Origin of the sequence: Flavobacterium chungbukense, assembly GCF_020805785.1 — a bacterium.
Taxonomy (GTDB): Bacteria; Bacteroidota; Bacteroidia; order Flavobacteriales; family Flavobacteriaceae; genus Flavobacterium; species Flavobacterium chungbukense.
Genome location: NZ_JAJGZV010000005.1, coordinates 150523 through 175955, shown reverse-complemented (window position 1 = coordinate 175955; position 25433 = coordinate 150523). Strand labels below are relative to the sequence as shown.

Annotated in this window: 27 protein-coding genes; 14 read left to right on the top strand and 13 right to left on the bottom strand. The window is 32.9% G+C overall.

Annotation, left to right across the window (positions count from 1 at the left end):
- The first annotated feature begins 150 nt into the window (after positions 1 to 150).
- A complete protein-coding gene (locus LL966_RS16175) occupies positions 151 to 567 on the top strand; it encodes a Rieske (2Fe-2S) protein (protein WP_229354693.1) in 417 nt (138 codons plus the stop codon).
- 51 nt (positions 568 to 618) lie between these two features.
- Here LL966_RS16175 and LL966_RS16170 read toward each other — a convergent pair whose 3' ends face one another.
- From LL966_RS16170 to LL966_RS16150, 5 genes are all read right to left on the bottom strand, one after another.
- Positions 619 to 2778, bottom strand: coding sequence for a TonB-dependent receptor (locus LL966_RS16170; protein ID WP_229354692.1), 2160 nt, complete (start codon positions 2776 to 2778; stop codon positions 619 to 621).
- Between the two features lie 282 nt (positions 2779 to 3060).
- On the bottom strand, positions 3061 to 3465 hold the full coding sequence (arfB, locus tag LL966_RS16165; RefSeq protein WP_229354691.1) for an alternative ribosome rescue aminoacyl-tRNA hydrolase ArfB: 405 nt from the start codon (positions 3463 to 3465) through the stop codon (positions 3061 to 3063).
- A 1-nt stretch (position 3466) separates the two neighbouring features.
- Positions 3467 to 5581, bottom strand: a complete 2115-nt coding sequence (locus LL966_RS16160; RefSeq protein WP_229354690.1) for a DUF4301 family protein — start codon at positions 5579 to 5581, stop codon at positions 3467 to 3469.
- On the bottom strand, positions 5545 to 6165 hold the full coding sequence (pnuC, locus tag LL966_RS16155; RefSeq protein WP_229354689.1) for a nicotinamide riboside transporter PnuC: 621 nt from the start codon (positions 6163 to 6165) through the stop codon (positions 5545 to 5547). Before pnuC ends, LL966_RS16160 begins: the two co-directional genes overlap by 37 nt.
- Positions 6166 to 6198: 33 nt before the next feature.
- Entirely contained in the window at positions 6199 to 6927 is a 729-nt protein-coding gene (locus tag LL966_RS16150; RefSeq protein ID WP_229354688.1) for a geranylgeranylglyceryl/heptaprenylglyceryl phosphate synthase, read from the bottom strand.
- 95 nt (positions 6928 to 7022) lie between these two features.
- Here LL966_RS16150 and LL966_RS16145 point away from each other — a divergent pair, with 95 nt between their 5' ends.
- The 3 genes from LL966_RS16145 to LL966_RS16135 all read left to right on the top strand — a co-directional run bounded on the left by LL966_RS16145 (position 7023) and on the right by LL966_RS16135 (position 8383).
- On the top strand, positions 7023 to 7619 hold the full coding sequence (locus LL966_RS16145; RefSeq protein WP_229354687.1) for a Crp/Fnr family transcriptional regulator: 597 nt from the start codon (positions 7023 to 7025) through the stop codon (positions 7617 to 7619).
- 81 nt (positions 7620 to 7700) lie between these two features.
- Entirely contained in the window at positions 7701 to 7988 is a 288-nt protein-coding gene (locus tag LL966_RS16140) for a hypothetical protein (protein WP_229354686.1), read from the top strand.
- On the top strand, positions 7985 to 8383 hold the full coding sequence (locus tag LL966_RS16135) for a group III truncated hemoglobin (protein WP_229354684.1): 399 nt from the start codon (positions 7985 to 7987) through the stop codon (positions 8381 to 8383). Before LL966_RS16140 ends, LL966_RS16135 begins: the two co-directional genes overlap by 4 nt.
- Before the next feature lie 95 nt (positions 8384 to 8478).
- Here LL966_RS16135 and LL966_RS16130 read toward each other — a convergent pair whose 3' ends face one another.
- The gene (locus tag LL966_RS16130; protein ID WP_229354682.1) at positions 8479 to 9129 is read right to left on the bottom strand and encodes a 4'-phosphopantetheinyl transferase family protein; all 651 of its coding nucleotides are present in this window, start codon (positions 9127 to 9129) and stop codon (positions 8479 to 8481) included.
- Positions 9130 to 9433: 304 nt separating this feature from the next.
- Here LL966_RS16130 and ahcY point away from each other — a divergent pair, with 304 nt between their 5' ends.
- The 9 genes from ahcY to LL966_RS16085 all read left to right on the top strand — a co-directional run bounded on the left by ahcY (position 9434) and on the right by LL966_RS16085 (position 16220).
- Entirely contained in the window at positions 9434 to 10750 is a 1317-nt protein-coding gene (gene ahcY, locus LL966_RS16125; protein WP_229354680.1) for an adenosylhomocysteinase, read from the top strand.
- A 347-nt stretch (positions 10751 to 11097) separates the two neighbouring features.
- Positions 11098 to 11382 carry a hypothetical protein gene (locus LL966_RS16120; protein WP_229354678.1) on the top strand — a complete coding sequence of 95 codons (285 nt, stop codon included), beginning with the start codon at positions 11098 to 11100 and terminating at the stop codon, positions 11380 to 11382.
- A 9-nt stretch (positions 11383 to 11391) separates the two neighbouring features.
- Entirely contained in the window at positions 11392 to 12471 is a 1080-nt protein-coding gene (locus LL966_RS16115; protein ID WP_229354676.1) for a hypothetical protein, read from the top strand.
- An 87-nt stretch (positions 12472 to 12558) separates the two neighbouring features.
- A complete protein-coding gene (locus tag LL966_RS16110; RefSeq protein ID WP_229354786.1) occupies positions 12559 to 12849 on the top strand; it encodes a DMT family transporter in 291 nt (96 codons plus the stop codon).
- A 15-nt stretch (positions 12850 to 12864) separates the two neighbouring features.
- Complete coding sequence (locus tag LL966_RS16105; protein ID WP_229354674.1) at positions 12865 to 13329, top strand: GNAT family N-acetyltransferase; 465 nt, start codon at positions 12865 to 12867, stop codon at positions 13327 to 13329.
- A gap of 238 nt (positions 13330 to 13567) precedes the next feature.
- Positions 13568 to 14416, top strand: a complete 849-nt coding sequence (locus LL966_RS16100; RefSeq protein ID WP_229354672.1) for a bifunctional helix-turn-helix domain-containing protein/methylated-DNA--[protein]-cysteine S-methyltransferase — start codon at positions 13568 to 13570, stop codon at positions 14414 to 14416.
- A 164-nt stretch (positions 14417 to 14580) separates the two neighbouring features.
- Positions 14581 to 15294, top strand: coding sequence for a 2OG-Fe(II) oxygenase (locus LL966_RS16095; RefSeq protein ID WP_229354670.1), 714 nt, complete (start codon positions 14581 to 14583; stop codon positions 15292 to 15294).
- An 85-nt stretch (positions 15295 to 15379) separates the two neighbouring features.
- On the top strand, positions 15380 to 15625 hold the full coding sequence (locus LL966_RS16090; protein ID WP_229354668.1) for an Ada metal-binding domain-containing protein: 246 nt from the start codon (positions 15380 to 15382) through the stop codon (positions 15623 to 15625).
- A complete protein-coding gene (locus LL966_RS16085) occupies positions 15612 to 16220 on the top strand; it encodes an alpha-ketoglutarate-dependent dioxygenase AlkB family protein (RefSeq protein WP_229354665.1) in 609 nt (202 codons plus the stop codon). The genes LL966_RS16090 and LL966_RS16085 overlap by 14 nt, the downstream gene beginning before the upstream one ends.
- Before the next feature lie 28 nt (positions 16221 to 16248).
- On the opposite strand, the gene LL966_RS16080 is transcribed toward LL966_RS16085, so the two are convergent.
- Entirely contained in the window at positions 16249 to 16542 is a 294-nt protein-coding gene (locus LL966_RS16080; RefSeq protein ID WP_229354663.1) for an MmcQ/YjbR family DNA-binding protein, read from the bottom strand.
- A 27-nt stretch (positions 16543 to 16569) separates the two neighbouring features.
- Entirely contained in the window at positions 16570 to 17325 is a 756-nt protein-coding gene (locus LL966_RS16075; RefSeq protein WP_229354661.1) for an NUDIX hydrolase, read from the bottom strand.
- A gap of 263 nt (positions 17326 to 17588) precedes the next feature.
- On the opposite strand from LL966_RS16075, the gene LL966_RS16070 reads away from it, so the two are divergent.
- Entirely contained in the window at positions 17589 to 17846 is a 258-nt protein-coding gene (locus LL966_RS16070; RefSeq protein WP_229354659.1) for a hypothetical protein, read from the top strand.
- Between the two features lie 103 nt (positions 17847 to 17949).
- Here the strand turns inward: LL966_RS16070 and LL966_RS16065 are convergent, their stop codons facing one another.
- The 5 genes from LL966_RS16065 to LL966_RS16045 form a co-directional block, all read right to left on the bottom strand.
- Complete coding sequence (locus LL966_RS16065) at positions 17950 to 20181, bottom strand: glycoside hydrolase family 3 N-terminal domain-containing protein (protein WP_229354657.1); 2232 nt, start codon at positions 20179 to 20181, stop codon at positions 17950 to 17952.
- A 12-nt stretch (positions 20182 to 20193) separates the two neighbouring features.
- A complete protein-coding gene (locus LL966_RS16060; protein ID WP_229354655.1) occupies positions 20194 to 21618 on the bottom strand; it encodes a glycoside hydrolase family 30 protein in 1425 nt (474 codons plus the stop codon).
- Entirely contained in the window at positions 21619 to 22458 is an 840-nt protein-coding gene (locus LL966_RS16055) for an endonuclease/exonuclease/phosphatase family protein (RefSeq protein ID WP_229354653.1), read from the bottom strand.
- A 264-nt stretch (positions 22459 to 22722) separates the two neighbouring features.
- Positions 22723 to 23799, bottom strand: coding sequence for a glycoside hydrolase family 16 protein (locus tag LL966_RS16050; RefSeq protein WP_229354651.1), 1077 nt, complete (start codon positions 23797 to 23799; stop codon positions 22723 to 22725).
- Between the two features lie 159 nt (positions 23800 to 23958).
- Positions 23959 to 25431 (bottom strand): glycoside hydrolase family 30 protein, encoded by a 1473-nt coding sequence (locus tag LL966_RS16045; RefSeq protein WP_229354648.1) that lies wholly within the window; start codon positions 25429 to 25431, stop codon positions 23959 to 23961.
- Positions 25432 to 25433 lie beyond the last annotated feature (2 nt).

The following is a 25433-nucleotide window of genomic DNA, read 5'->3' as shown; positions in this document are numbered from 1 at the left end:
ATCGTTTATATAAATACAAAAAATCCCATCGCGACGGGATTTTCTTATCACAAATATACTATTATTTTTAATAGTACATAATTATATGTTAATCATATAGATTTCAAATCTAAATAAATTATTTTTGTTTAACTAATTCTTATTCAAATAATGAAAAAAATCTGGTTCTTTATCGCCTTTACCGCTGTTTTGTTCTCTTGCAGCGACAATAACAGAAGTAACAATAATCCTTACATTCCAAATTACGCTGTTAATGTCTATTTAGATAATAATCTTCCGACTTATAACAACTTAAAATATGTAAGTAATCCTGTTTATGTTGCCAACTACGGAGCAAAAGGAATTATTGTAATGAAAACTGGTGAGGGAACTTATACTGCCTTTGATGCCGCGTGCCCAAATCAAGCGCTTACATCTTGCTCGGCCATGACAATTAGTGGTATTTATGCTGTTTGTTCTTGTGATAAAGCACAATATAATCTGTTTACTGGACTTGGAGGAAAAGAATATCCAATGAAACAATATCGCGCAGAAGGATCTGGAACTGTGATTCACGTTTATAATTAAATAAAAAAAAGCCTGAAAGTAAATTCAGGCTTTTTTTATTGAAAAGATTAGTTAGAATTTTAGACTCAAACCAATCAAGAAATTTCTTCCTGCTTGTGGATAGTAATAAGGATAAATATCCCACATTGCTCCGTTTGAAATGTATTTTTTGTCTAAAATATTATTAACCAAAGCGGTAATGGTAATTGATTTAAATATTGAATTTGGTTTTATTTCGTAAGAAGCATTAAAATCGTTTACAAAATAATCTGCCAATTTTGCCGAAGGTAATTCTATATTATTCATGAATTGTTCTCCAACGTATTTTTGCAATAAAGAAAGATATAATCCTTCAATTGGTTTGTAAACAATGACGTTTCCAGCAATAACTTGTGGAGAATATGCAATTTTTGTTGTTCCGTAATATTCGCCATCAACAGCTAAATCAACATTTTTGTTGCTGCTCAAAGTGAAGTTGGGTCTTAAAGTAAATTTATCAGTAAGTGCAATTGTTGCATCAAATTCAAATCCTAAACGATAACTTTTTTCTGTATTTGCTCGAATTGGATTTCCAACATCGTCCAATCTTCCTGTCAAAATTAATTGATCTTTGTAAGCCATGTAGTAGAAATTAGAATTCAATTGAAATTTCTCCGAATTAAATCTCCATCCTAATTCATAATCATTTAACTTCTCTGGTTTCACGTTTCCTCCCTCGTAGTCCGTTCTGTTTGGCTCACGGTTCGCTCTTGCATACGAAAAGTATAAAGTGCTTTTTTGAGTAAATGCATAATTTAAACCAGCTTTTGGATTAAAGAAACTGAAATTATCATTAACCAAACCTGTTTCTGCACTATTCGCTTTATAATGCACATTTCTATATTGCAAATCGCCGTAAAAACTCAGTTTTTCTGTTAATTGATAATTGGCTTTCGCGAAGATATTACCATCCGTTTTTGTTGAAAAATCATCATAATAATGATCTCCTAATTCTGATGTTGAAGCATATCTGGCCCAAATTACTTTTCCAAAATGATCGCCTTCATATTTATTCCATCCTCCGCCTAAAATAACATCCAGTCCATCTGCTACGTATTTTGCAGAAAAAGTAGTTCCGTAAAAATCATTGTCTAACCATTTCTGACGCACTAAATCTGTCGTAGTAACTGCTCCAACGGCAGCTAAACCATATTCAGACATTTCGGCATCTTCTTTATAGTTTTCATAATACCCTTTCCCTTTTGTATAATGAAGTGCAAAGTTTGTACTCCACTTGTCAGAAATTGATTCGTTCCAGTGTAATTGATAATGATCCTGGTTATAATTGTCTGTTTCATTATCGTAATAACGAGTAACACCAGATTCGTCTGTATATTCTCCTGCGGAATTATACCTGCGGTTTTCGCTTAATTTTTCGCTATCAATTCCATTCCAAGACTGGTAAGTTTTTTGAGTTCCTCCAAAAACAAGAGCTTTGATCAAAGTTGTTTTTCCGACATAAGTTCCCTGCAAGAAATATGATTTTAAATCTGCACTGCCCCGGTCGATATAGCCATCTGTTTGAATAGCAGACAAACGGCCTGCAATTTCAAAATGATCATTTAATAGACCAGTACTAAATTTTACTGTATTTTTTAATGTATTGAACGATCCTGCAGAACTTGAAATTTCGCCTGTTGCTTTTCTAACATAGTTATCTGTCAGCATATTTAAACTTGCACCAAAAGCACCTGCACCATTTGTAGAAGTTCCGACACCGCGCTGTAATTGAAGACTTTCTACAGAAGAAGCAAAATCGGGCATATTTACCCAAAAAGTTCCCTGACTTTCGGCATCGTTGTATGGAATTCCGTTGATGGTTACATTTACACGTGTGGCATCGCTTCCACGCACACGAATTCCGGTATAACCAACACCATTTCCAGCATCAGAAGTTGTTACAACCGATGGAAGATAATTCATCAAAACAGGAATATCTTGACCTAAATTTCTGTACTTAATTTCTTTTTTGTCCATATTACTAAAACTTACCGGAGTTTTTGAAGTAACACGAATAGCAGAAACCAAAACCTCATCAAGAGAATTTACTTTTGTTGAATCTTGCTGTTGGGCAAAAGAGAATAGTGTAAAGAAAACAGATAAAAGAGTAAAGAAAACAGATTTGGTTCTGTTTTTAAAAACCTCTGAGTTTTTGTACCTTAGTACCTCAGCAACTTTAAAAATAGTTTTCATTCGTAAATATTTACGAATAAAAGGGGGAATTATTCTTTTGTTAAATTAATAAATGTGTTTCACGACAAGATAAAGTATACAAACTTGAAAGTGTCGTTTTTTCCCTTAGCAACATTACTCGCTCAGGTTCTTTGGGTATGATCTCAGCTCGTTATTTAGAGCACCCCTTTGAGACAGTGCAAATGTAATGTTAAAATGTTTAAATCTCCAAAAAAGAAATTCCAAATTCCAAAAACTAATTATTGCTTTCTATTGAAATTTGGAATTAATAAATTTTAAGATTTAATCTAAGTTTGGTTTCTTACGTGATTGTTTAAGGTCAGAAATATTCTTTTTATCCTTAATTCTTTTCTTGATAACAGATTTTGGAATTTTTGTAGCTTTTCTAACTTTCGGAACGTACAATCCTTTTTTAATGATTTCTAAAAATCTTTTGATAACAATCTCTTTGTTTTTAAGCTGACTCCGGTCTTCATCGCAATTTAAAATTAGGATATTTTCAGAAGTTAATCTTGTCGATAGGTTCTCTTTTAAAAGTAATTTTTCTTCATCAGATAAAGCTTGAGAAGCATCTAAATCGAAATTCAAAACTATTTTAGACGAAACTTTATTTACGTTTTGTCCGCCTGCACCACTACTGCGAACGGCTTTAAAATTTAATTCTGATATGATTTTATCTAATTCCATCTTATTGTGGCTGATGCGCTGCTTTTAATAAATCGTTTACCGTTTTTACCGGATTAAAAGTAATTAAAGGAACAGCAACAAAGATAGTAAGCCAATTTGCCATAGATCCGTTCCAAAGACCAGGTAATTCGTAACTTCTAACTGTTTTTCCGTCAACGCTTTTCTCTACAATAAAACCGGCTTTTTGATCTACATATTGGAGCAAATCAAACTTTTCATCTTTATAATTTTTAATCCCGCAAACCAAATCTACTGGATTAAAATGTGTTGCTTCGGCTAAAATTTCGAGTTGTTTTTTGTCTTGTAAATCAACTTGAGAAGTTTCAACAATTTGAAGCGAAGTTTCGCCTCTGTCATTCATGATCCAAAATGGTCCTCCTCCAGGTTCTCCTTCATTTTTAACCATCCCGCAAACACGAATTGGACGATTTAAAAGTTCTTTAATATTGACTATCTTATTCTCGAAAGTAAACTTATTAAAATCATCACTTAATTCAATATTTAATTTTTCCTGTAAAAACAGTAAGATTTCTTCTAAATTATTTTCTTGAATTTCATTTTGATCAATCCTTTTCAAATAAGAAAAAACCTTTTGCTGTATTTCAATTAAAATACCTGCCAATGCTTTTTTATACAACGTAATTTTATCAATATGATTTTGAATAACATTGTCTATATTTTTTATAAAAATAATATCTGCATCAAGATTATTTAGATTTTCGATAAGAGCTCCGTGTCCTCCTGGTCTAAAAATTAAATTATCTAGCTTGTCTTTTACTAGTTTATCATTTTCATCAATCGTAATAGAATCTGTACTTTTATTTTGATACGAATAGGATATGTTGATCTTTATTCCTGATGGTTTTTCAATTTTTTCGATAACTTCATTAATCCCTTCATAAAATAAATCTTGATGAATGTCGGAAACAGTAAAATGCAAATTGGAAACATTTTTTGAAGAGGCATAATGTACACACTCATTCAAGTGCTCTTCAATCGGATTGGCAATATGTGTATCGTACCAATGGAAAGGCAAAACAGCTTTAGGCTTATTCGCAAAATCAAAATAATCAGGAGACAGTAATAATTTTACAAAATAGTAATTTTTATAATCTCTTTCTAAAGCTTCAAAATCAGGATAAATTTCTCTTAGTTTTTTATCTACTGCCTTGAAAAAAGGAAACTTTTCCATTCCAACAATAAAAATAGCGAGCTCTTTATCATTTTTTCTATTAATGTAAGAGTTGATAGTTTCTTTTTGAATATCAAAATCATTTAAAAAAGCAGTCAAAAACTTAAACATTCTAGAAGCTGCACCTGAGGCAGGAACAAACTTTTTAATTTTCAGATTCTCCTTTTCATGATCAAAAAAAGAAGCTTTTGTCTCAAAATCTACTTGATTCAAATTTAGAATTCCATTATCGATAATGGCAGGACTAATTAAATTACTTTTGGCAATACCTTTTTTGAAAATTTTAAGTTGAGATAGAATATTTTCAAAAGGAATTCCTCTTTCATAAATCTGAACGAATTCAGCAGACGAAAAACCTTTTTCTAAGGCAATCGTCAAATTATCTACAATCTTTAATGCTTCGGCTAGACGCGTTTTTTTGTCACCAGATAAAGTTATAAAAGGCTTTTTTGTATCAATCAAAGTTTGTTTAAAAACAGAAAAAACAGTTTCTCTTCCTTCTGGAGTATCGCGTATGTCGTCTTTCTCCCAAGGCACATCAATATCAGTCAAAAAGAATAAATCGTATTCATGCTGAAGCGCCGCATCATTCAAAAGCGGATCACAAAAACCGTAATACATTTCAGAGAAAACCTTAGTTACCATTAAATTGGTATCAGAAAACAAGTATTTATTTGCTTTAGCAAGACGTTCATTTTCTAAAGCCGTTTGTCCGTAAGCAATTGGCATCATATCATCAGCCACACAGATATGCTTATTTTCTTCCCATTTTATTTGCAGATAATCGCGCGCAAACTCGGGAACCCATTCGGTTTCGTAGTAATCTGCTAACTGTTTTGCCAATGTAGTTTTACCTGTACTCTCAGGACCAAATAAAGCAATTTTTATTATTGTTGTTTTTTGCTGTCTAAGATTTTTCTCCATTCTAAATAAGCTGAAATAGCCAAAATTGTAAAAATTAAATATTGAAGTGACAGCATCCCCAGCCCACGATAAGCATAGAGAGGCACAACAATAATATCACCAATAATCCAAAGTGTCCAGTTTTCTATTTTTTTTCTGGCCATATACCACATTCCTGCGAAAAATATTCCTGATGAAATCATATCAACATAGTTGTCTTGATGAATTTCGTAATCAAAATATTTATAAATCCCGAAAACTACAAAAACGGTTACAATAAACAGTAAGATTCCAATTATTTTTTCATTAAAAGTTGTGCGAGTAATTGGAAGATTATCTTCAACAGATCCTCCTTTTGACCAAACATACCAACCATAAATGCTCATTATCGAAAAATATCCATTTATAATCATGTCTCCTATGTAGCCTGCAACATATAATAGATATACCGATATAACTGTCGCAATCAATCCTGTTGGGTACACCCAGATATTTTCTTTTTTAGCAAACCAAACGCTTAAAATTCCAAAAACAAAGACTAAAAACTCTAAAGCAATATGCCATAACGGTGCGTTTTTGTAACTGTCTAGAAAAAAATCTATCATTTTTGTGGTATTTAAAAGGCGATTAAATTTTATTTATAAATCAAAAAAATGACTGTTATTTTCGAAAGCAGTTCCAATAACAACCAAATCTGCACCGGCAGAATACGCTTTTTGAATTCCGTGCAAATCTACAATTCCTCCTCCAACAATTACCGGAATTCTGACATTTTGAGCAATTAACTCAATCATTTCTTTTGGAACAGGCTGTTTCGCTCCACTTCCGGCTTCTAAATAAATCAATTGATTTCCTAACATTTCTCCAGCCAAGGCGGTTGCTAGAACCAAATCAAGATTTTCACGGCTTAATGGTTTTGTTTTGCTTACGCGTGCAACAGCCGTTTCGTTTCCGCTTTCGATCAAAATATAACCAGTTGAGATGACTTCTAAATTTGTCTTTTTAAGAATTGGAGCGGCTTGAACTTGATATTCTATTAAATAATCTGGATTTCGTCCTGATAATAAAGATAAAAACAAAATACCATCAGCTTTTGCTGAAATTTGCGAAGGATCTCCGGGAAACAAAATAACTGGTAAATCTGTCTTTTGCTTTAATGTCAAAATCAGTTCTTCTAAGATATTATTTTGAATAATACTTCCGCCAACAAAAATATGAGTTGCAGGCGATTGATTGATTTTTTCAATTAAATGACCTAAATTTTCTAATACAATTTTATCTGGATCCAAAAGTACTGCCAATAATTTCTGACCACTACTTTTAGCCTCCAAAATCTGTTGCCGAATTGTGAGTATTTGTTCTTGCATCTTGGGTGTAAAAGTAAAAGTTTTTTAATCTCGTAAAACTATTTTGAATAAATTATATTTGTCTGACGCTTTTTTGATAACGTAAATGATACATTATGATTACAGTCGAATTAATAGAGAAATATGGTGCGATTAAAAAGTCGTTCGACAAAAATGATCTTATTTTTGAAGAAGGGAATCTGCCCTTAAGCTATTATCAAATTGTTTCTGGTGAAATCAAAATGAGTAATTATAATGATGATGGACGTGAATTTATTCAAGGAATATTTTACAGTGGACAATCTTTTGGTGAACCGCCTCTATTTCTAAATCAAAAATATCCTGCCAATGCCATTGCGGTAGAAAATGCTGTGATTTTTATTCTTCCTAAAAAAAACTTCATGAAACTTTTAGAAGAAAATCCTAAAGTCAGCATTAAAATTATTGAAAATCTAGCGCAACGATTGTACTACAAATCGGTTATGGCAGCGGAAATATCTACACAAGAGCCTGAACATCGCGTATTAAAACTAATTGATCACGGAATTGTGTATTTTAATTTTCAAAAAGACAAAAATGGTTTCCTTATTAATTTTACTAGACAGCAAATTGGAGATTTAACAGGTTTACGCGTAGAAACGGTTATTAGAACCATAAAAGCATTAGAGAAAAAAGGCGAATTGAAGATAATTAATCGAAAAGTATACAGATAAAAAAGTTCTTGTTTTATGATTTTAATCATAAAATGCAGTTGTATTGCGGGCGTATCTTTGTCATATAAAAATCTGAATATCATGACACTATACCAAACAACATTCGACATTTTCAATAGAAATTATATGGGTTCTGCTGCAATGGCAGTTATTGGGCAAAGCTGTTTAGGCGGCGCTGCTGCAATGTACGTTTTATCAAATGGTACATCAATTCCACAAATGCTTCAATTAGCTATTATTGTTTTAGCTTGTATCTTTGTAAACACTTCAATTTTGGCACAAATGAAACACAAGGTAGTTTTTAACCTTTTAATTTTAAGTTCAATTTTAAGTGTAGTATTTATTCTTTTAAACACACTTATTCTGTGAAAAAGCAAATAGAAAATAGAACTGATGTAGGCTTTTTAGTCCATCGGTTTTACGATAAAATAAGAGCCGATGAAGAAATCGGCTTTTATTTTAATGAAATGATTTCTGATTGGGATGCGCATCTAGAAAAGCTAACTGATTTTTGGGAAACTAATTTATTTGGCGTTCGCAAATACAAAGGAAATCCACATGCGGTACACAATGAAGTTGACGCACATTTTGACGAAAAAATAACGGCAAATGAGTTCGGAATCTGGTTAAATCATTGGTTTCAAACCATTGAAGAATATTTTGAAGGCGAGAATGCCGAAACTTTAAAACGTCGTGCTCGCAAAATGAGTACTTTTTTGTTTATGAGTATGTTTCAGCATCGACAAAAAGAGAGTGAGATTTAAAACTTTGTCAATAATTACAAACAAGTATCTCATTTCGAGGAACGAGAAATGACAAAATTACGCTATGACTGAAAACTGAAACTGTCAACTAAAAACTACTTCTCAAAAGCATAAACCAAAGTAAATTTTCCGTCAAAATTATCAGATTGAATTTCCTGATAATGTACATCAAAATTCTTTATCAAATCATCAAAATGAAGACTTGCCTGCGTTTGGGTTTCGCTCAAAGAAAAGTTGCTCACATTGATATGATCTTTAAAGCTTATTCCTTTTTCATTTCTTATTTTAAAGATTGCTTCCTTAGCTCCCCAGATAACGGTAAGTTTTTTTATATATTCTTCTGTAAATTCTGGTTGTAAATAACTGCATTCAAAATCGGTAAATTTATCTGCAATTCTCTGAATTTTATCACGTTGCAATTCCATATCAATTCCAACCGTTTCATGGCTTATAATTATTGCCGCAAAATGGTAAGAATGCGTAATTGAAATATAATTATGACAATCGAAATACGGTTTGCCGAATTCGTCATAATGCAAATCTTTATCAGTAAAACCCATTTCCTGAATCAGCATTCTAACACTCAAAAAAGCACGTTGATGCATCTGTGATTTCATTCCGTCAAGTCTACGCTGTGTCTTTTCTTTCAAAGTAACGCGACTATACAATTCATCAAAAGATTCTGTAATTTCCCAAATTAAGATTTTAGTCGTTTCGTTAAACTGTATGGTTTGAAATAGAGGCATTTTTTAAATTATAAATTATGAGTTGTAAATTATGAGTTTTCAAACCATATAAGTGATATCAGAAAATATAACTTCTGGTTCAAAAAAATGTATTAAGTAAATTTAAGCAATTCGAAACAAAGCACATTACAAAGAATCCTTTTTTAAATGAACTTATATAACTTATATGGTTTAAATCGTTTTATAAACTAATGTTCTAAAGATTAAGAAATTAAAGATTTCACAAATCTTACAGAAATTAGTAAAATTCAAAAGCTATTCCTTAAATTTGCAAAAAAATTACAATTATACAAATATACTATAAATGAGTACAACGACTACGCCTTATGTGGCTTTCAAAGTAAAAGACATTTCTCTGGCTGCTTGGGGAAGAAAAGAAATTGAACTAGCTGAAGCTGAAATGCCAGGTTTAATGGCACTTCGCGCTGAGTACAAAGACGAACAACCATTAAAAGGTGCTCGTATCGCTGGATGCTTACACATGACGATTCAAACTGCTGTTTTGATCGAAACTTTAATTGCTCTTGGTGCAGAAGTTACTTGGTCTTCTTGTAACATTTTCTCTACTCAAGATCAGGCTGCTGCTGCTATTGCTGCTGCTGGAATCTCAGTTTATGCTTGGAAAGGTCTAGACGAAGAATCATTTGACTGGTGTATTGAGCAAACTTTATTCTTTGGTGAAGACAGAAAACCATTGAACATGATTTTGGATGATGGTGGAGATTTAACTAACATGGTTATCGATCGTTACCCAGAATTGGTAGCTGGAATTAAAGGTCTTTCTGAAGAAACTACAACTGGTGTTCACAGACTTTACGAAAGAGTAAAAGCTGGAACTCTTCCAATGCCTGCAATCAACATTAACGACTCTGTTACTAAATCTAAATTTGATAACAAATACGGATGTAAAGAATCTGCTGTAGATGCTGTACGTCGTGCAACTGACTTAATGTTAGCTGGAAAAAGAGTTATCGTTTGTGGATACGGAGATGTTGGAAAAGGAACTGCTGCTTCTTTTAGAGGTGCTGGTTCTATTGTAACAGTTACTGAAATCGATCCAATTTGTGCTTTACAAGCTGCAATGGACGGTTATGAAGTTAAAAAATTAAACACTGTAATTGCTAATGCTGACATCATTATTACTACTACAGGAAACAAAGATATCGTTCTTGGAGAGCACTTCGAACAAATGAAAGACAAAACTGTTGTTTGTAACATCGGACACTTCGATAACGAAATTGATATGGCTTGGTTAAACAAAAACCACGGTGCATCTAAAATCGAAATCAAACCTCAGGTTGACAAATATAACATCAACGGTAAAGATATCATCATCTTGGCTGAAGGTCGTTTAGTAAACCTTGGTTGTGCTACAGGTCACCCAAGTTTTGTAATGAGTAACTCATTTACAAACCAAACTTTAGCTCAAATCGAATTATGGAACAACAGCGCGGCTTACAAAAATGAAGTTTACATGTTACCAAAACATTTAGATGAAAAAGTTGCTGCTTTACACTTGGCTAAATTAGGCGTTGAACTTGAAGTTTTACGTGACGATCAAGCTGCTTACATTGGTGTTGAAGTTCAAGGTCCATTCAAACCAGAATACTACAGATACTAAATCAATTTTAGTCCCGATAGCTATCGGGATTAGATTATCTAAATACATATTCAAACCCGACAGATTTTAAAAATTTGTCGGGTTTTCTTTTTTAAATTCAAATTTTTAAGTTCAACGGAAACTTGAAACAAAAATAATTCGGGCGTGCCACCAACCCAATAAAAGGGCAAAATCACTAGACGCTTATACGCCCTTTTATTGGATTGCTGTCGGGCTATCCGCGCTACTTCGGTAGCCAGCTCCTATCCCTCACGCTCACGTTGACCAAGACTCTTAATTTAACAAGACATTTACAGGTTTTTTATTTTATAACTTTAAATTTGAAGTTAAAGCTTAAAATTCCAAAAATGATCGAAAAAATTATATGCGACATCCACGGCTCAAAAGAAATGACTTTCAGCTGTATTCACATCGCAATGGCAATAGATTCGGAAGAAAAAGTTGGTTTTTTCTATTCGGAAGCTGAAGAAGATCTTCCGCAAATTGCGTGGTGTGGAGAATGTGAACAATATCTTTTAGATAATGATGAAGAATGGACCGAAGTTTTTCAAGCTAAAGCCGATTTTAAAATGTTGTGTATAGATTGCTTTAATGACGCAAAAAACAAAGAATTAGAAATTCATATCAGATAAATAAATTTTATGAAAAAGATTATTATACTATATATATTCCTAATTATAAGCTCTTCAGTATTTGCACAAACCAATGATGCATGGCTTTCATTTTGGAACAAAGACACCACTAAAATTGGATTTAGAGATAAAAACGGCGTTATCAAAATCGAACCGAAATTTACAGGTTTTACAATCGCTCGAAAATTTGAAAATATCATTGCTGTTTCCGAAGAAGAAAATGGAAAATGGAAAAGCTATTATTTAACCAAAAGTGGAAAAATAATTGGCCGTGACAGTTTATTTGTTTTTGACAACGGACCAGATTGTGAAAATGAGGGTTTTATACGATTTACAGATCATAAAACGGATAAAATGGGAATCTTTAATAGCGAAGGAAAAATTATAATCCCTGCAGAATACAGCAATCTAACAAAAGTCAAAAACGGAATGTTTATAGGATTAAAAGATGCTTCAAAAGTAATGGATGGCGAACATTTTTTCTGGAAAGGAGGAAAAGAATTCTTAATTGACATTAACAATAAGATATTAATTGAAAACTTTCCTTACAACGACGATTTAAACTTTTATTCTTTAGAAAAATCAAAAGAGCCAAATAAAGACGAAACGAGAGATAATTTCCTCGGAGCCGACGGACAATACTATTCATTTATAAACTTTGATAAGGAATTTAAATTTTGGCTTAAAAACACCTTAGTTAAAGATTTATCTAAAGCAAATTTAGAAAAACATTCTTTTGATAAAATCACCTATTGGAAAGAGCCTGACGGCTGGATAAATTCACCCAAAACTAAATTTATCAGTCAAAATTATACTTATCTAAAATTAAAACTTGAGGAACTTAAAAATCCAAAAACAGATTATTTTGTTTCCTCTGACGGATTAAATCAGTTTATTTTTGAAACAGAAGAATACGACATCTATTTCAACAATTGCAACGAATCTAAAGAATGGCTTTATCCTGTTAAAAGTATAGTAATCAATCCTAAAAATAAAATGGACAGAGGACAAGATCATTTTCAGTTTTTAAGAACCGAAAACGGCTATAAATTGATCAGCGTTTCTGCAAGAAAAGATAATCTTAAATAATCCCTCTTCGTTTCGTACAAAGCTTAACTTTGTAAAAAAGGAAACATGAAGAATTTTTTATTTTTATTTACTGCCATTATCTTCTAAATTATTGCGACCTCAGCATTAAAAAAATCGGAAGAATTTACCAAACTAATTCCGAGCATTATAACTGTTATTGGTTATTGTGGGGCATTTTATTGTTTGAGTTTTGCTATTAGAACAATTCCTGTTGGTTTTGCCTACGCCATTTGGTCTGGAGTCGGAATTGTTTTAATCACAATTATTGGCGCTATTTTCTTCAAAGAAATTCCTGATTTACCAGCGATTATTGGTTTAGCATTGATTATAATTGGAGTTGTTGTTATAAATGTTTTTTCTAAAACTGCAGCACATTAATTTTAAAACTAAAAAATGCATTTTAGAAAAGCTACCATTTTAGATTTAAATGAAATACAGGAATTGTTTGTCCAGACTATTCAATCTGTTTGTAAAAACGACTATAATCCTGATCAAATTAATGCCTGGGTTTCTGGAGTAAAAATCACAGAACGCTGGGTTGATGTTATCGAAAAACAATTTGTTTTGCTCGCCATAATAGAAGAACAGATCGTTGGCTACGGAACTTTGAAAAACAACAATTATATTGATTTATTTTTCATTCACAAAGATTTTCAACGACAAGGAATTGCTCAAAAGATTTTTAACGAATTAGAAATTGAAGCTAAAAATCAGGATTCAAAAATTATAACTTCGGATGTAAGTATAACCGCAAAAGGATTTTTTGAAAAGAACGCATTCTTTGTAAAAGCAGAACAAAAAAACATTGTAAAAGGAGTTGAAATTATCAATTATAAAATGCAAAAGAATTATAAGTAACTTTATAAATCTCGCAAAAACTTGAAATTTTACTTTTTAATTTTGCTTATCATTGTAGAGTTACTTTACGGTTCTTCGACTTCGCTCAGAATGATATACTTTGAAAAAAACTTTGCGACTCTGCGTCTTTGTGAGATTAAAAAATTTAGCGCTCTTTGCGGTTAAAAAAAACTCAGCAAGTTTCAGATTTTATACCTGCAAAAACCAATCGATCTTTGTCTTATAAAATTGTATGAAGATGAATACACAGGAAAACATTAATTATAATCGTATTGCAGATGCCATCGATTATATCAAAGCCAATTTTAAGGAGCAGCCCAATCTTGATGAAGTGGCGGAAAAAGTACATTTGAGTCCGTTTCACTTTCAGAGACTTTTCAGCGATTGGGCGGGAACGAGTCCGAAGAAATTTTTGCAGTATACCAGCTTGGAACATGCCAAAAAATTACTGAAAGAAAACCAAGCCACCATTTCTGAAACAGCTTACGAAACTGGACTTTCAGGAACAAGCCGTCTCCATGATTTATTTGTAAACATTGAAGGAATGACGCCCGCAGAATATAAAAATGGAGGTAAAAATCTAGACATAAATTACAGTTTTGCTGAAAGTCCGTTTGGGAATATAATTGTGGCTTCGACTCAAAAAGGCGTTTGTTTTATGGCTTTCGCCGAAGATGAAGCGATCGGATTTCATGATTTAAAAAATAAATTTCCGAATGCAACTTTTTCTAAAAAATTAGATTTAACGCAGCAAAATGCACTTTTCATTTTCCAAAATGATTGGAGCAAATTATCTGAAATAAAACTGCATTTAAAAGGAACTGATTTTCAGTTAAAGGTTTGGGAAACACTTTTAAAAATTCCTATGGGACAACTTTATACCTACGGAACTATTGCAAATCAAATTCAAAAACCAAATGCATCTCGCGCGGTTGGAACCGCAATTGGAAGTAATCCAGTTGCATTTCTTATTCCTTGCCATCGCGTAATTCAATCTTCAGGAATTTTCGGCGGTTACATGTGGGGAAATACCCGAAAAACGGCAATTATTGGCTGGGAAGGCGCGCAGGTAAATTCAACAATTTAAAATTACATACAGCATATCTGTAGAGACGCACCGCAGTGCGTCTAATGTATTATTTTATCGCCACGAATTACACCAATTGGCACGAATTAATTTTTATCAACAACAAGGAAAATTTGTGTAATTCGCGTAATTCGTGGGGAAAAAAATCTTAATCTAAAATACTCATGCAAAATACACAAACAATAATTGCTTCTCAAAATTGGGAAAGCATCACCGAATCTATGCACGAAAATGGCTTTGCTATTATTCCGAATGTCTTGAATAACGAACAATGCGAAGACTTAAAATTCGACTATGATAATCCGAATTTATATCGAAAAACGGTTGTAATGGAACGATATCGATTTGGTTTAGGCGAATACAAATATTTCAATTATCCTCTACCTGATTTGATTCAAAATCTTAGAACTTCAATTTATCCAAAACTCGCTCCGATTGCCAATTCTTGGATGAAAGTTTTGAATATAAATACCATTTTTCCAGAAACACATTCAGAATTATTAAAACAATGTCATGACAATAATCAATTGAAAGCGACAGTTTTAATTTTAAAATATGGCGAAAGCGGTTTCAATACTTTACATCAAGATTTGTATGGCGATGTTTATTTCCCAATTCAAATTGTCCTTTTTCTTAATGAACCAGATGAAGATTTTACTGGAGGAGAATTTGTTTTAACACAACAAACTCCAAGAGCACAATCAAAAGCTATTGTTTTGAAGCCAAAGAAAGGAGATATTTTGGTTTTTACAACCAATTTCAGACCTGTGAAAGGAACGAAAGGATATTATCGTGTCAATATGAAACACGGCGTAAGCGAAGTTCATTCGGGAGAAAGATATACATTAGGTATTATTTTTCATGATGCGTTAAATTAAGTGACAAAGAGACAAAAGTTCAAAGGTACAAAGATTGAGAACCTTTGTCTCTTTGTTACTTTGAACCTCTGCAACTAAAAAATAAATGGTAAAACATATAGAAATTTCAGATTCAGAACTTCGAAATAAAATTAAAAATGCGGAGATTTGTTTCGGTGGAAACCAAAAACTAAAAATCTACGGAACTTTAAAATGTTCTTCGGGAAAAAGAATGAAACGAGAAAATCGGGTTTTCTTTTCTTCCGAAATGGAAGCCCAAAAAAACGGCTTTAGACCTTGCGGACATTGTATGAAAACCGAATATCAAAACTGGAAAAATGGACTTATTTAATCCGCAAACAGACGAAAATACTAATTTGCTTCCGAAAGATGGAACTGTGAATTATTATGGAAAATTATTTTCGAGAGAAGAGTCAGATTTCTATCGCGATATTTTATTAAATACAATTGAATGGAAAAATGACGAAGCGATTATTTTTGGAAAATTGATTTTAACTAAACGAAAAGTAGCTTGGTATGGCGATCAGGAATTTGAGTACACTTATTCAAATACGACAAAAAAAGCTTTGCCTTGGACAAAAGAACTTTTAGAATTAAAGAAAATCATTGAAGAAAAAACAGGCGAAACTTTTAATTCTTGTCTGTTGAATTTATATCATTCTGGCGAAGAAGGAATGGCATGGCATAGCGACGCCGAAAAAGATTTGAAGAAAAATGGTGCAATTGGATCTGTAAGTTTTGGCGCCGAGCGTAAGTTTGCTTTCAAACATAAAGAATCTAAAGAAACGGTTTCTTTAATTTTAGAACACGGCAGTTTATTGGTAATGAAAGAGGAAACCCAAACGCATTGGCTGCATCGACTTCCTCCAACAAAAACTACTCAAAAACCGAGGGTTAATTTGACTTTTAGAACTATTGTAAGATAGAAATTTACTTCTTTTTTGAGGCAACATTTTAAGAACGAATTAAGGCGTCTTCAAACATTTCGGGTCTTGCTCTAGACAGTTCGACAATTGTCCATCCTTGTTTGCCCCATTTGTTCGGAATTGGATAGAAAATCTTGTCGCTTGACGAGCAAAAAACGGATTGATCTATTTCGTTTAATTTTAAAACGGCTTGATTATTTTTTTCATCAAAAGTGGCAAAAATCTTCTTTTTGATTCGAAAAGAGGTTTTCTCAAAATGAGGTTCTTCGGTTGCATTTGGAAACGATAAAGCAATTTTTCTAAAATCTTCAATAGCAACCATAATCTCAATTTTAAAGTTAAACTTTAATTACCAACCTTGATTTAATCCATTCTTCAGAACCTCGTCGTATTTTTCTTTATCAAAAGAATACAGATTTGGAGCTTTGTGCGCAACGTTGCTTTTCTTTTCGTCAAGCTTAGTAAGAATTCCAATATTTGTTATTTTTCTGAGAAAGTTTCTTCTGTCGAGTTTTTTGTCCAAAATGGTTTCATATAATTTTTGCAGTTCTGGAATTGTAAATTTTTCTGGAAGCAAATTATATCCAATTGGCATTAAATTCAATTCTATTCTCAAAGTGTCTAGAGCTTTGTCTAAAATTTCACGATGATCTAAAATAAGTTCTGGAACCTCTTTATGATCAATCCATTCTACAATTTCCATTCTCCCTGTTGGATTTGGCAAAATTTTAGAAAAATCAACCAATGCATAATAGCCAATTGTCACAAAACGACGCATTAACCATTTTCCTTTTTCTTCTTCAATTTGAAGATATTCCAACGTTTTTTTATCAAAATGCTGATGGTTACGATTTACTTTCCCAAAGGTCGCAAATTGCCTTAAGAATATACCTTCAACTCCAGTTCTACTATTTAATACCGTAATGGCGGCCGTATCTATATCTTGATCAACCGGAATAAATCCGCCGGGTAAAGACCATTTATTTGCTCTTTCTACTTTTATCAATAAAACTTTAAGCTGATTGTCATGAAAACCAAAAATCACACAATCTATTGAAAGTCCAGGCTGGTAATTTTCATTGTTATCTATAATGTCTTTTAACATTCAATTGAGTATAAATCTTTCTTAATAACTGAGCAATTTACTTCATTTTTACAAATTCGTGCTATTTTTCAAAAAAATATAGAAGTGTGCAAATCACAATTTAACTAAAATTTAAAGTCAAATTTAAAAAAAATAATTACATTGCGTCATAATAACACATTAATGATTTTAATTGTTAGATTTTAATTAAAAATAAAGAAAAATAATACAAGCTGTCCCCATTTTTCTTCAAAGTGAGTGTAGAAAGTAAAAATGTAGTAGTTATGATTACCAATTCATTAAAAAACATCAACAAAAAAATTAGAACTAGAATCTGGACTTCTTTCGGATTTGTATCTAAAACGTATCTTTTGGAAGCTTCTTTAAAATATAGCGCCGAACAAGAGAGAATTTTCAACGAAATGTTTGTTGAAACTGACGCCAAAAATAAAAAGGCAAAACAAGAAGCTTTTGATAAAGCCCTGTATGCCTCTTATAAAGGAATTGGTGCTATGGATTTTGTAAATACTGTTTTAAAATAACCTGTTACCCTGTTAATAATTTATAATGCTGCCTCATTTTTAATGAGGCTTTTTTTTGTCTAAATAACGGTATAAAAAAAGGGACTTTAAAAGTCCCTTTTTTTTAATTTGCTACTAATTCAAAATCTGATCTTAGTTTAATATCTGCGGAAGAAGTTCCAATCATAACTTCAAAATCTCCTGGCTCAGTTCCCCATTCTAATTTGTTATTGTAGAAAGAAAGTTTTTCTTTGTCGATTGTAAATTCTATTGTTTTAGATTCTCCTGCATTTAATTTGACTTTTTGGAAATCTTTCAATTCTAAAACTGGTCTTACAACAGATCCGAATTTATCTTTCAGATACAACTGAACTACTTCATCGCCTGCAACTTTTCCGCTGTTTTTCAATTGAAAAGAAACTTTAATGGTTTCATTGCTTTTTATTTTTGTTGAAGATAATTTCAATCCAGAATAATCAAAAGTGGTGTAGCTTAACCCGTATCCAAAAGGATATTTCGGAGAGTTTTTTAAGTCAATATAAGCTGAAACATAGTTGGTTGAATTTTCATCTTTTGCTGGTCTTCCTGTGCTAAAATGATTGTAATAAATAGGCACCTGCCCTACTTCTCTTGGGAAAGTCATTGGCAGTTTTCCAGACGGATTGTAATCTCCAAATAAAACATTAGCAATTGCATTTCCTGCTTCAGTTCCTAACCACCAAGTATAAAGAATTGCTGGAACATTATCTGCTGTCCAATTGAAAACAAGAGGTCTTCCTGCGTTAACTAAAACCACAACTGGTTTTCCTGTAGCTTGAATCGCTTTTACTAAATCTTCCTGAACACCAGGCAAATGAAGGTCGCTACGGCTTTTTGCCTCGCCACTCATATCGCGTCTTTCACCAATACTCAAAATAACAACGTCTGCTTGTTTTGCTGTTGCAACTGCTTCTGCGAAACCATCTTTGTTTGTGCCTTCTATTTCACATCCTTTTGCGAACAATAATTTAGTGTTTTTACCCACCTTATTTTGCACACCGTCCCATTGCGAAACGATCCATTTATTGTAATCCACTTCTGGAAGTTCAACAGACCAGAATCCCATGTTTTCTTTGTATTCTTTTACCATTGGACCAATAAAAGCAATTGTTTTTGTGCTTTTAGAAATCGGTAAAGTCTGGTTTTCATTCTTTAATAAAACGATACTTTTTTGCGCCACTTCAAGTGCAGCTTTTCTGTGCTCTGGATTATTTAATGCTTTTTCTGCACGTTTTTCATCCGAATATCTATAAGGATCGTCAAATAAACCTAATTCGAATTTCTTGCGAAGAATACGTCTTACAGCGTCATCAACCAAATCAATAGAAACTCTTCCTTCTTTAACTAACTCTGCTAAATGTTTACGGTACGCATTACTTTCCATATCCATATCACTTCCTGCCGTAATAGCGGCATAAGCAGCTTCTTTAAGATCTTTAGAATATCCATGTGCTACCATTTCTCCTATTGATCCCCAATCTGAAACTACAAAACCTTGAAAGTTCCATTTTCCTTTTAAAATATCTCTTTGCAAATGCGCATTCCCAGTTGCAGGAATTCCGTTGATATCATTAAAAGAATTCATAAATGTTGCAGCACCAGCGTCTACTGCCGCTTTAAATGGCGGTAAATATGTTTCTAGAAGCATTCTTTCGCTCATATCTACAGAGTTGTAATCTCTACCTCCAACACCAGCTCCATAAGCAGCGAAGTGTTTTACGCAGGCCATAACAGAGTTTAAATCGCCTAATTTATTTCCCTGAAATCCTTTTACTCTTGCATAAGCAATTTTAGAACCCAAGTAAGTATCTTCACCAGCTCCTTCCATTACACGTCCCCAACGAGGATCACGACCGATATCTACCATTGGCGCAAACGTCCAGTGAATACCACTTGCCGAAGCTTCAGTAGCTGCAACTCTTGCCGCTAACTCAATTGCTTCTAAATCCCAGCTTGCCGCTTCTGCTAACGGAAGAGGGAAAGTTGTTTTGTAACCGTGAATTACATCTTGTCCAAACAACAACGGAATTTTAAGTCTTGACTGCATGGCCAATTCTTGATATCCTCTAGTATATTTTGTTCCGATAACATTTAGCATCGAACCAATTAAACCTTGTTTAATCTCGTTTTGTTTGTTCGGATTAATTGTAATTGGCCCCGTTGCCTGATTATCGCCAGTGTACTGATTTAACTGACCTATTTTTTCTTCAATTGTCATTTTCTTCAATAGATCATTTACTTTCTGATCTATTGATTGCTGTTGTGCCGACGCAAAAAGCGAAAGCATAAACAGCGTAATCGTGGTTACTTTCTTCATAAGTTTAATTTTTTACCAAACGTAAGTAGCTACTGCACCTGCGTTTAGTGAGGTTGTGGTTTGTTTTTGATTGTATTTAATATTAAATGTTGCTGAAGAAGCTCCATCATTTTCCACAATTAAAACGGTTTGTCCTGATGGAGTTTTAAAAGCCACATTGTATAAATCTCCTGCAATATTACTTCCAATTCTTACAGAACCTTCTGGAACAAATTTAGAAGCGTGCCCGACAATATAATACCCTACTTCTCTTTTAATGTTCTGATTTTGATCAATCATCAAAGCACCTTTACAAGTTGAACATCCACCTGGCGTGAAAGGTTTGTAATTTTCATCATTAGCTAATCCCCACGAAAGTGCATTTTTACTCCAATTTCTCATCGAACCAATTACTACATTTTTTACACTCCATTTCAGATCGGTTTCAAAATTAGTTCCTGTTCCTGTATATTGTTCGGTAAAATACAAATCTTTATTCGGAAAAGCATTATGAACTGTAGTTAAAGCACTAATATCTCCTTCGTACAAGTGAAAAGCCGAGCCCGCAACATAAGGATTTGCTATTGGATCTTTTAAAATCGTCAAAGGATATTCTGGCTTATTACAGTTATGATCGTAAACAATGATTTTGGTTTTGATTTTTGCTTTCGCGAAAGCGGGACCTAAATGATTTCCGATAAAATCTGCCTGCTGTTCTGCCAACATTAATAAACTTGGGTTGTTTCCTGGATGTAAAGGTTCATTTTGTGGAGTAATCGCATCGATTGCAATTCCGTGAGATTTCATTTCTTGAATGTATTTTACAAAATATTGCGCATACACTTTATAATATTTTGGCTGTAAGCTTCCGCCTTTTGAACTTCCGTTGTCTTTCATCCAAACTGGTGGTGACCACGGAGAACCCATTATTTTAATCTTAGGATTTATAGCTAAAATTTCTTTTAAAACCGGAATCACATCATTTAAATCTGGACCAAGATTAAAGTGTTCCAAATTCATATCTGTTTGTCCTTCTGGTAAATCATCATACGAAAAAACTTTTTCATTCAAATCAGATGCTCCGATACTTATTCTTATATAACTTAAACCAATTGCATCATTTTTTCTTGAAAATAATTCCTGAAGCAATGCTTCTCTTTTTGATTTGTCCAGTTTTATAATTGCTTGAGCGCTTCCTCCAGTTAACGAAAATCCGAAACCTTCTATGGTTTGAAATTTCTCTAACGGATTTACCTCAATAGTCTGATTTGAATTTGTTTCTGAACTAAAAGTCAAATCAGGTTGTTTTTTAAGTTTTGAAGTTTCGTCTGTTGTAGTAATCCAAGATTCAACTTTTCCTAAATTAGCAACTGCGTTTTTTGAAGATCCGCAGTTTAATTGCATTGCGATAAGAGGCAGTAAAACTAGGATTTGAAGTTTTTTGTTGAAGTTTTTCATTTAATCTATTTCTATTAAAACAGGCAAATGATCCGAAGGATATTTTAAATCTTTAGAATCACTTAGCACTGCGTGTTTTTGAATTGTGAGTCCGCTATTTTTGGATACAAAAATGTAATCTAATAATAATGTTACGGGTTCATTATGTTTGAAATCATTAAAAGTTCCTGATGGTCCAAAAGGTTTTTCTTTAGAAACCTCTTTAGTATCATCCATTACTTTTTTGATTTCGGCAATCTGTTTTGTGTCTGGTTCTGAGTTAAAATCTCCCATTAAAAAAGCAGGATAATTTTTAGAATTCAGTTCTTTTATTTTTGAAAGAGCGAGCTGAACACCTTTTACTCGAGCTACTTCTCCCATATGATCTAAATGAAGATTAAAAACCCAAAACGTTTTTTTTGTTTTTAAATCTTTAAAAAGTCCGTAAGTACAAACTCTGTTGCAGGCGGCATCCCAACCTCTTGAAACTACATTTGGCGTTTCTGACAACCAAAAAGTATTGGATTGTTCTACTTTAAAACGATCTTTTTTGTAATAAATCGTGCAAGCTTCTCCCAATCCGTTTTCTTCTCTTCCGATTCCGAATCTATTATACTTTGGCTGAGCCGATGCAATATCTGTTACTTGATTTGGTGTTGCTTCTTGAACTCCGAAAATATCTGGACTGTAAAAACCTATTTGCGCATTAAAATAATCTTTTCGTTTTGGCCATGCATTTTCTCCATCAGATGCTACATCTAGACGAATATTATAGGTCATAATTTTTAGGTTTTGACCATAAAATAAATTTCCGGCTAAAAGAAATAGGAATGCTAAAACAAGTTTGTTTATCTTTTTCATGTTAAAAAATTTTAATCTGTAAAGCTAGTTTTTCCTAGACTTTACAGAAAAATTTTAACTTAAAACTTATGTTAATTAATCAATTGATGTGATTATTTTTAACACATAGAAACATAGTCTTTGCAACTTCAGAAAGGCATTTCATTTGCATTAATAAACATAGCAAACTATGTGTTAGAAACTAGTTTCTTTTTGTTTTCTATTTCAGATAAAGAAATAACTATGTTTCTATGTGTTTATTTTTTAATCACAACAAACAGGTTGTTAATTATAGACTCTTACATAATCAACTTCGTAAGTCGCACTTTTGAAGTTTGGATCGACTGCTCCTCCAAAATTTCCTCCCATTGCAAAATTTATGATAACAAAGAAATTGGCATTAAAAGGAGTTGTACTTGAATTTTTATAAGTGTAAAACAAATTGTCATCTACAAAGAATTTGATACTTTCTGCACTCCATTCAGCTGCGTAAATATGAAATTCTGTAGTCGAATTTGGAGCTGTCGTCGTTTTTGTATCTGGCGTATTTCCAGAACGTCCAGGTGAATGCAATGAAGAATGAATCACATTTGGATTATTTCCAACAGATTCTAAAATATCTATTTCTCCACAGCCTGGCCATGGAACTGTATCAATATTATCGCCTAAAAGCCAGAATGCTGGCCATGTTCCGCCTCCAGCTGGCAGTTTTGCGCGAACTTCGGCTCTTCCATATTTAAATGAAAATTTACCTTTTGTCAGCATTCTAGTTGAAGTATATTTACTTCCCATATAATCTTCTCTGATGGCTGTAATTTTTAAAAGGCCTCCTTCGATTTTTACATTTTCAGAACGAGTAGTATAATATTGTAATTCATTATTCCCCCAGCCATCACCAGTTCCTGTGTTGTAACCCCATTTAGAAGTATCTGGAGCTCCGTCAACATTAAATTCATCAGCCCAGATAATTTTTCTTGCTACAAAAACATTTACAGTAGTTGAAGTGTTTATAAATTTCGTTCCGTTATATGCCGAAACAGAAATTGGATAATTATTAGTTCCAGAAGCTGTAAACTCATATGTTAATTCTCCAGTTGTAATTTCTTTAAGTTCGTTATTAATTAGCACTTTATACGATAGTGCATTTGTGGCATTTAGCGTAAGTTTTATTTTTCCGCTTCCATCTCCGTTTGGGTTTTCTGCCGTTTTTCCAATAACATCAACTTGAATAGTTAGATTTGTTGGCGCAGGATTTACGGGAGTATCATCACCGGTATCATTGCTGCTGCTACAAGATTGAAAAACAAATAATAGGATAAGCGTAAAGACACCCGCTCTATTTACAAGATTAATCATTTTCATCGTTTATTAGTTTAAGTGGTTGAGTTAGTAAACTGATTATCAATATAGATAATTTTATTTTATTTTTCGTTTTTGTTGAGAACAAAATCAAAATAGTTCCAAATTAAAGCCGTATTGTTTAATTACGGCTTTAATTATATTAGTTCTTCCTTATGAAATTTATTTCCAAGTATAAGTTCCTACTGAACCTGCTGCTAAAGAAGTCGCAACCCATTTTCCATCGTATTTAATATTGAAACTTTGCGTTGAAGTTCCGTCATTTTCAACAATTAAAACTTTAGAACCTGAAGGTGTAATAAAAGCTACATTTTGTAAATCTCCTCCAGAATTACTTTGAATTCTAACCGATCCCATCGGAACAAATTTTGATGCATGAGCAATAATGTAATACGCTACATTACGCATATAACTATCTGTTGATGTTATTGTGATTGCGCCTTTACACATTGTACAGCCACCATCCGTATGAGGTCCAAAATTAGCATTATTTGCTACGTTCCATTCTAAAGCATTTTTACTGTAATTTCTAGTAGAACCGATAATTACATTTCTAACATGCCATTTTAAATCACCAGCAAATTGACCTTCAGACGAAGTCCACTGTTCTGTAAAATATACATTTTTAGAAGGATATGCATTGTAAACATTTGTCAATGCGCTAATATCTCCTGCATATAAATGGAAAGCCGATCCGTCAACAAAAGGATATGCATCAACATCTGCCAAAACTGCTTTAGGATAATTTGGATTATCGCAATTGTGATCGTAAGCAATGATTTTCACACTTAGATTTGCAGCTTTAAATGCTGGCCCAAGACTGTTTTTAATAAAACTTGCCTGATCTGCCGCAGACATATACATACTTGGATTATTTCCATCATGCAAAGGTTCGTTTTGAGGAGTTAGAGCATCAATTGTAATTCCGGCAGCTTTCATTTCCTGAATGTATTTTACAAGATATTTAGCGTACACATTATAATATTCCGCTTTCAATTTTCCTCCTTTAAAACTAGCTACATCTTTCATCCAAACTGGCGCTGTCCAAGGAGTTGCTAAGATTAAAATTTTAGGATTAATTGCTATGATTTCTTTTAACATCGCAATTAGATCTTTATTTTTTTCTAAACTAAATTTAGCTAGGTTCAAATCTGTTTCTCCTGTTGCAAGATCATTATAAGTAAAAGGCGCTGCATCAAGATCTGAAGCTCCAACACTAATTCTTAAATAACTTACTCCGATTGAATTTTCTCCAGTACCAAAAAGTTCCTGCAAAAGAGCCGTTCTTCTTGTAGCATTTAATTGATTGATTACTTCTACACTTCCTCCCGTTAAAGTATATCCAAAACCGTCTATGGTCTGGTATTTTTGAGAAGCATTCACTTCTATGTTTGTGTTCGAATTTACAGTAGTTCCAAATCCTAAAACTCCGATTTGTTTTGTCAATAAAACGCTTTGATCGCCTTTTGTAAGCCAGAAATCAACATCATTGGTTGTTGAAGGCGGATTTACAACTGGCGGGTTTACGACTGGTGGATTTTCTACAGCATCATTTGATGAAGAACATTTTACCTGAGCCATTACGGCTGCCATAAAGAAAAATGCTTTTATGGTATTGTTTAAAGTCAATTTCATTT

What these genes read in the sequence shown, in the direction of transcription:
- LL966_RS16175 (WP_229354693.1), top strand. Translation starts at nt 151, where the DNA reads ATGAAAAAAATCTGGTTCTTTATCGCCTTTACCGCTGTTTTGTTCTCT.
- LL966_RS16170 (WP_229354692.1), bottom strand. Translation starts at nt 2,778, where the DNA reads ATGAAAACTATTTTTAAAGTTGCTGAGGTACTAAGGTACAAAAACTCA.
- arfB (WP_229354691.1), bottom strand. Translation starts at nt 3,465, where the DNA reads ATGGAATTAGATAAAATCATATCAGAATTAAATTTTAAAGCCGTTCGC.
- LL966_RS16160 (WP_229354690.1), bottom strand. Translation starts at nt 5,581, where the DNA reads ATGGAGAAAAATCTTAGACAGCAAAAAACAACAATAATAAAAATTGCT.
- pnuC (WP_229354689.1), bottom strand. Translation starts at nt 6,165, where the DNA reads ATGATAGATTTTTTTCTAGACAGTTACAAAAACGCACCGTTATGGCAT.
- LL966_RS16150 (WP_229354688.1), bottom strand. Translation starts at nt 6,927, where the DNA reads ATGCAAGAACAAATACTCACAATTCGGCAACAGATTTTGGAGGCTAAA.
- LL966_RS16145 (WP_229354687.1), top strand. Translation starts at nt 7,023, where the DNA reads ATGATTACAGTCGAATTAATAGAGAAATATGGTGCGATTAAAAAGTCG.
- LL966_RS16140 (WP_229354686.1), top strand. Translation starts at nt 7,701, where the DNA reads ATGACACTATACCAAACAACATTCGACATTTTCAATAGAAATTATATG.
- LL966_RS16130 (WP_229354682.1), bottom strand. Translation starts at nt 9,129, where the DNA reads ATGCCTCTATTTCAAACCATACAGTTTAACGAAACGACTAAAATCTTA.
- ahcY (WP_229354680.1), top strand. Translation starts at nt 9,434, where the DNA reads ATGAGTACAACGACTACGCCTTATGTGGCTTTCAAAGTAAAAGACATT.
- LL966_RS16120 (WP_229354678.1), top strand. Translation starts at nt 11,098, where the DNA reads ATGATCGAAAAAATTATATGCGACATCCACGGCTCAAAAGAAATGACT.
- LL966_RS16115 (WP_229354676.1), top strand. Translation starts at nt 11,392, where the DNA reads ATGAAAAAGATTATTATACTATATATATTCCTAATTATAAGCTCTTCA.
- LL966_RS16105 (WP_229354674.1), top strand. Translation starts at nt 12,865, where the DNA reads ATGCATTTTAGAAAAGCTACCATTTTAGATTTAAATGAAATACAGGAA.
- LL966_RS16100 (WP_229354672.1), top strand. Translation starts at nt 13,568, where the DNA reads ATGAATACACAGGAAAACATTAATTATAATCGTATTGCAGATGCCATC.
- LL966_RS16095 (WP_229354670.1), top strand. Translation starts at nt 14,581, where the DNA reads ATGCAAAATACACAAACAATAATTGCTTCTCAAAATTGGGAAAGCATC.
- LL966_RS16090 (WP_229354668.1), top strand. Translation starts at nt 15,380, where the DNA reads ATGGTAAAACATATAGAAATTTCAGATTCAGAACTTCGAAATAAAATT.
- LL966_RS16085 (WP_229354665.1), top strand. Translation starts at nt 15,612, where the DNA reads ATGGACTTATTTAATCCGCAAACAGACGAAAATACTAATTTGCTTCCG.
- LL966_RS16080 (WP_229354663.1), bottom strand. Translation starts at nt 16,542, where the DNA reads ATGGTTGCTATTGAAGATTTTAGAAAAATTGCTTTATCGTTTCCAAAT.
- LL966_RS16075 (WP_229354661.1), bottom strand. Translation starts at nt 17,325, where the DNA reads ATGTTAAAAGACATTATAGATAACAATGAAAATTACCAGCCTGGACTT.
- LL966_RS16070 (WP_229354659.1), top strand. Translation starts at nt 17,589, where the DNA reads ATGATTACCAATTCATTAAAAAACATCAACAAAAAAATTAGAACTAGA.
- LL966_RS16065 (WP_229354657.1), bottom strand. Translation starts at nt 20,181, where the DNA reads ATGAAGAAAGTAACCACGATTACGCTGTTTATGCTTTCGCTTTTTGCG.
- LL966_RS16060 (WP_229354655.1), bottom strand. Translation starts at nt 21,618, where the DNA reads ATGAAAAACTTCAACAAAAAACTTCAAATCCTAGTTTTACTGCCTCTT.
- LL966_RS16055 (WP_229354653.1), bottom strand. Translation starts at nt 22,458, where the DNA reads ATGAAAAAGATAAACAAACTTGTTTTAGCATTCCTATTTCTTTTAGCC.
- LL966_RS16050 (WP_229354651.1), bottom strand. Translation starts at nt 23,799, where the DNA reads ATGAAAATGATTAATCTTGTAAATAGAGCGGGTGTCTTTACGCTTATC.
- LL966_RS16045 (WP_229354648.1), bottom strand. Translation starts at nt 25,431, where the DNA reads ATGAAATTGACTTTAAACAATACCATAAAAGCATTTTTCTTTATGGCA.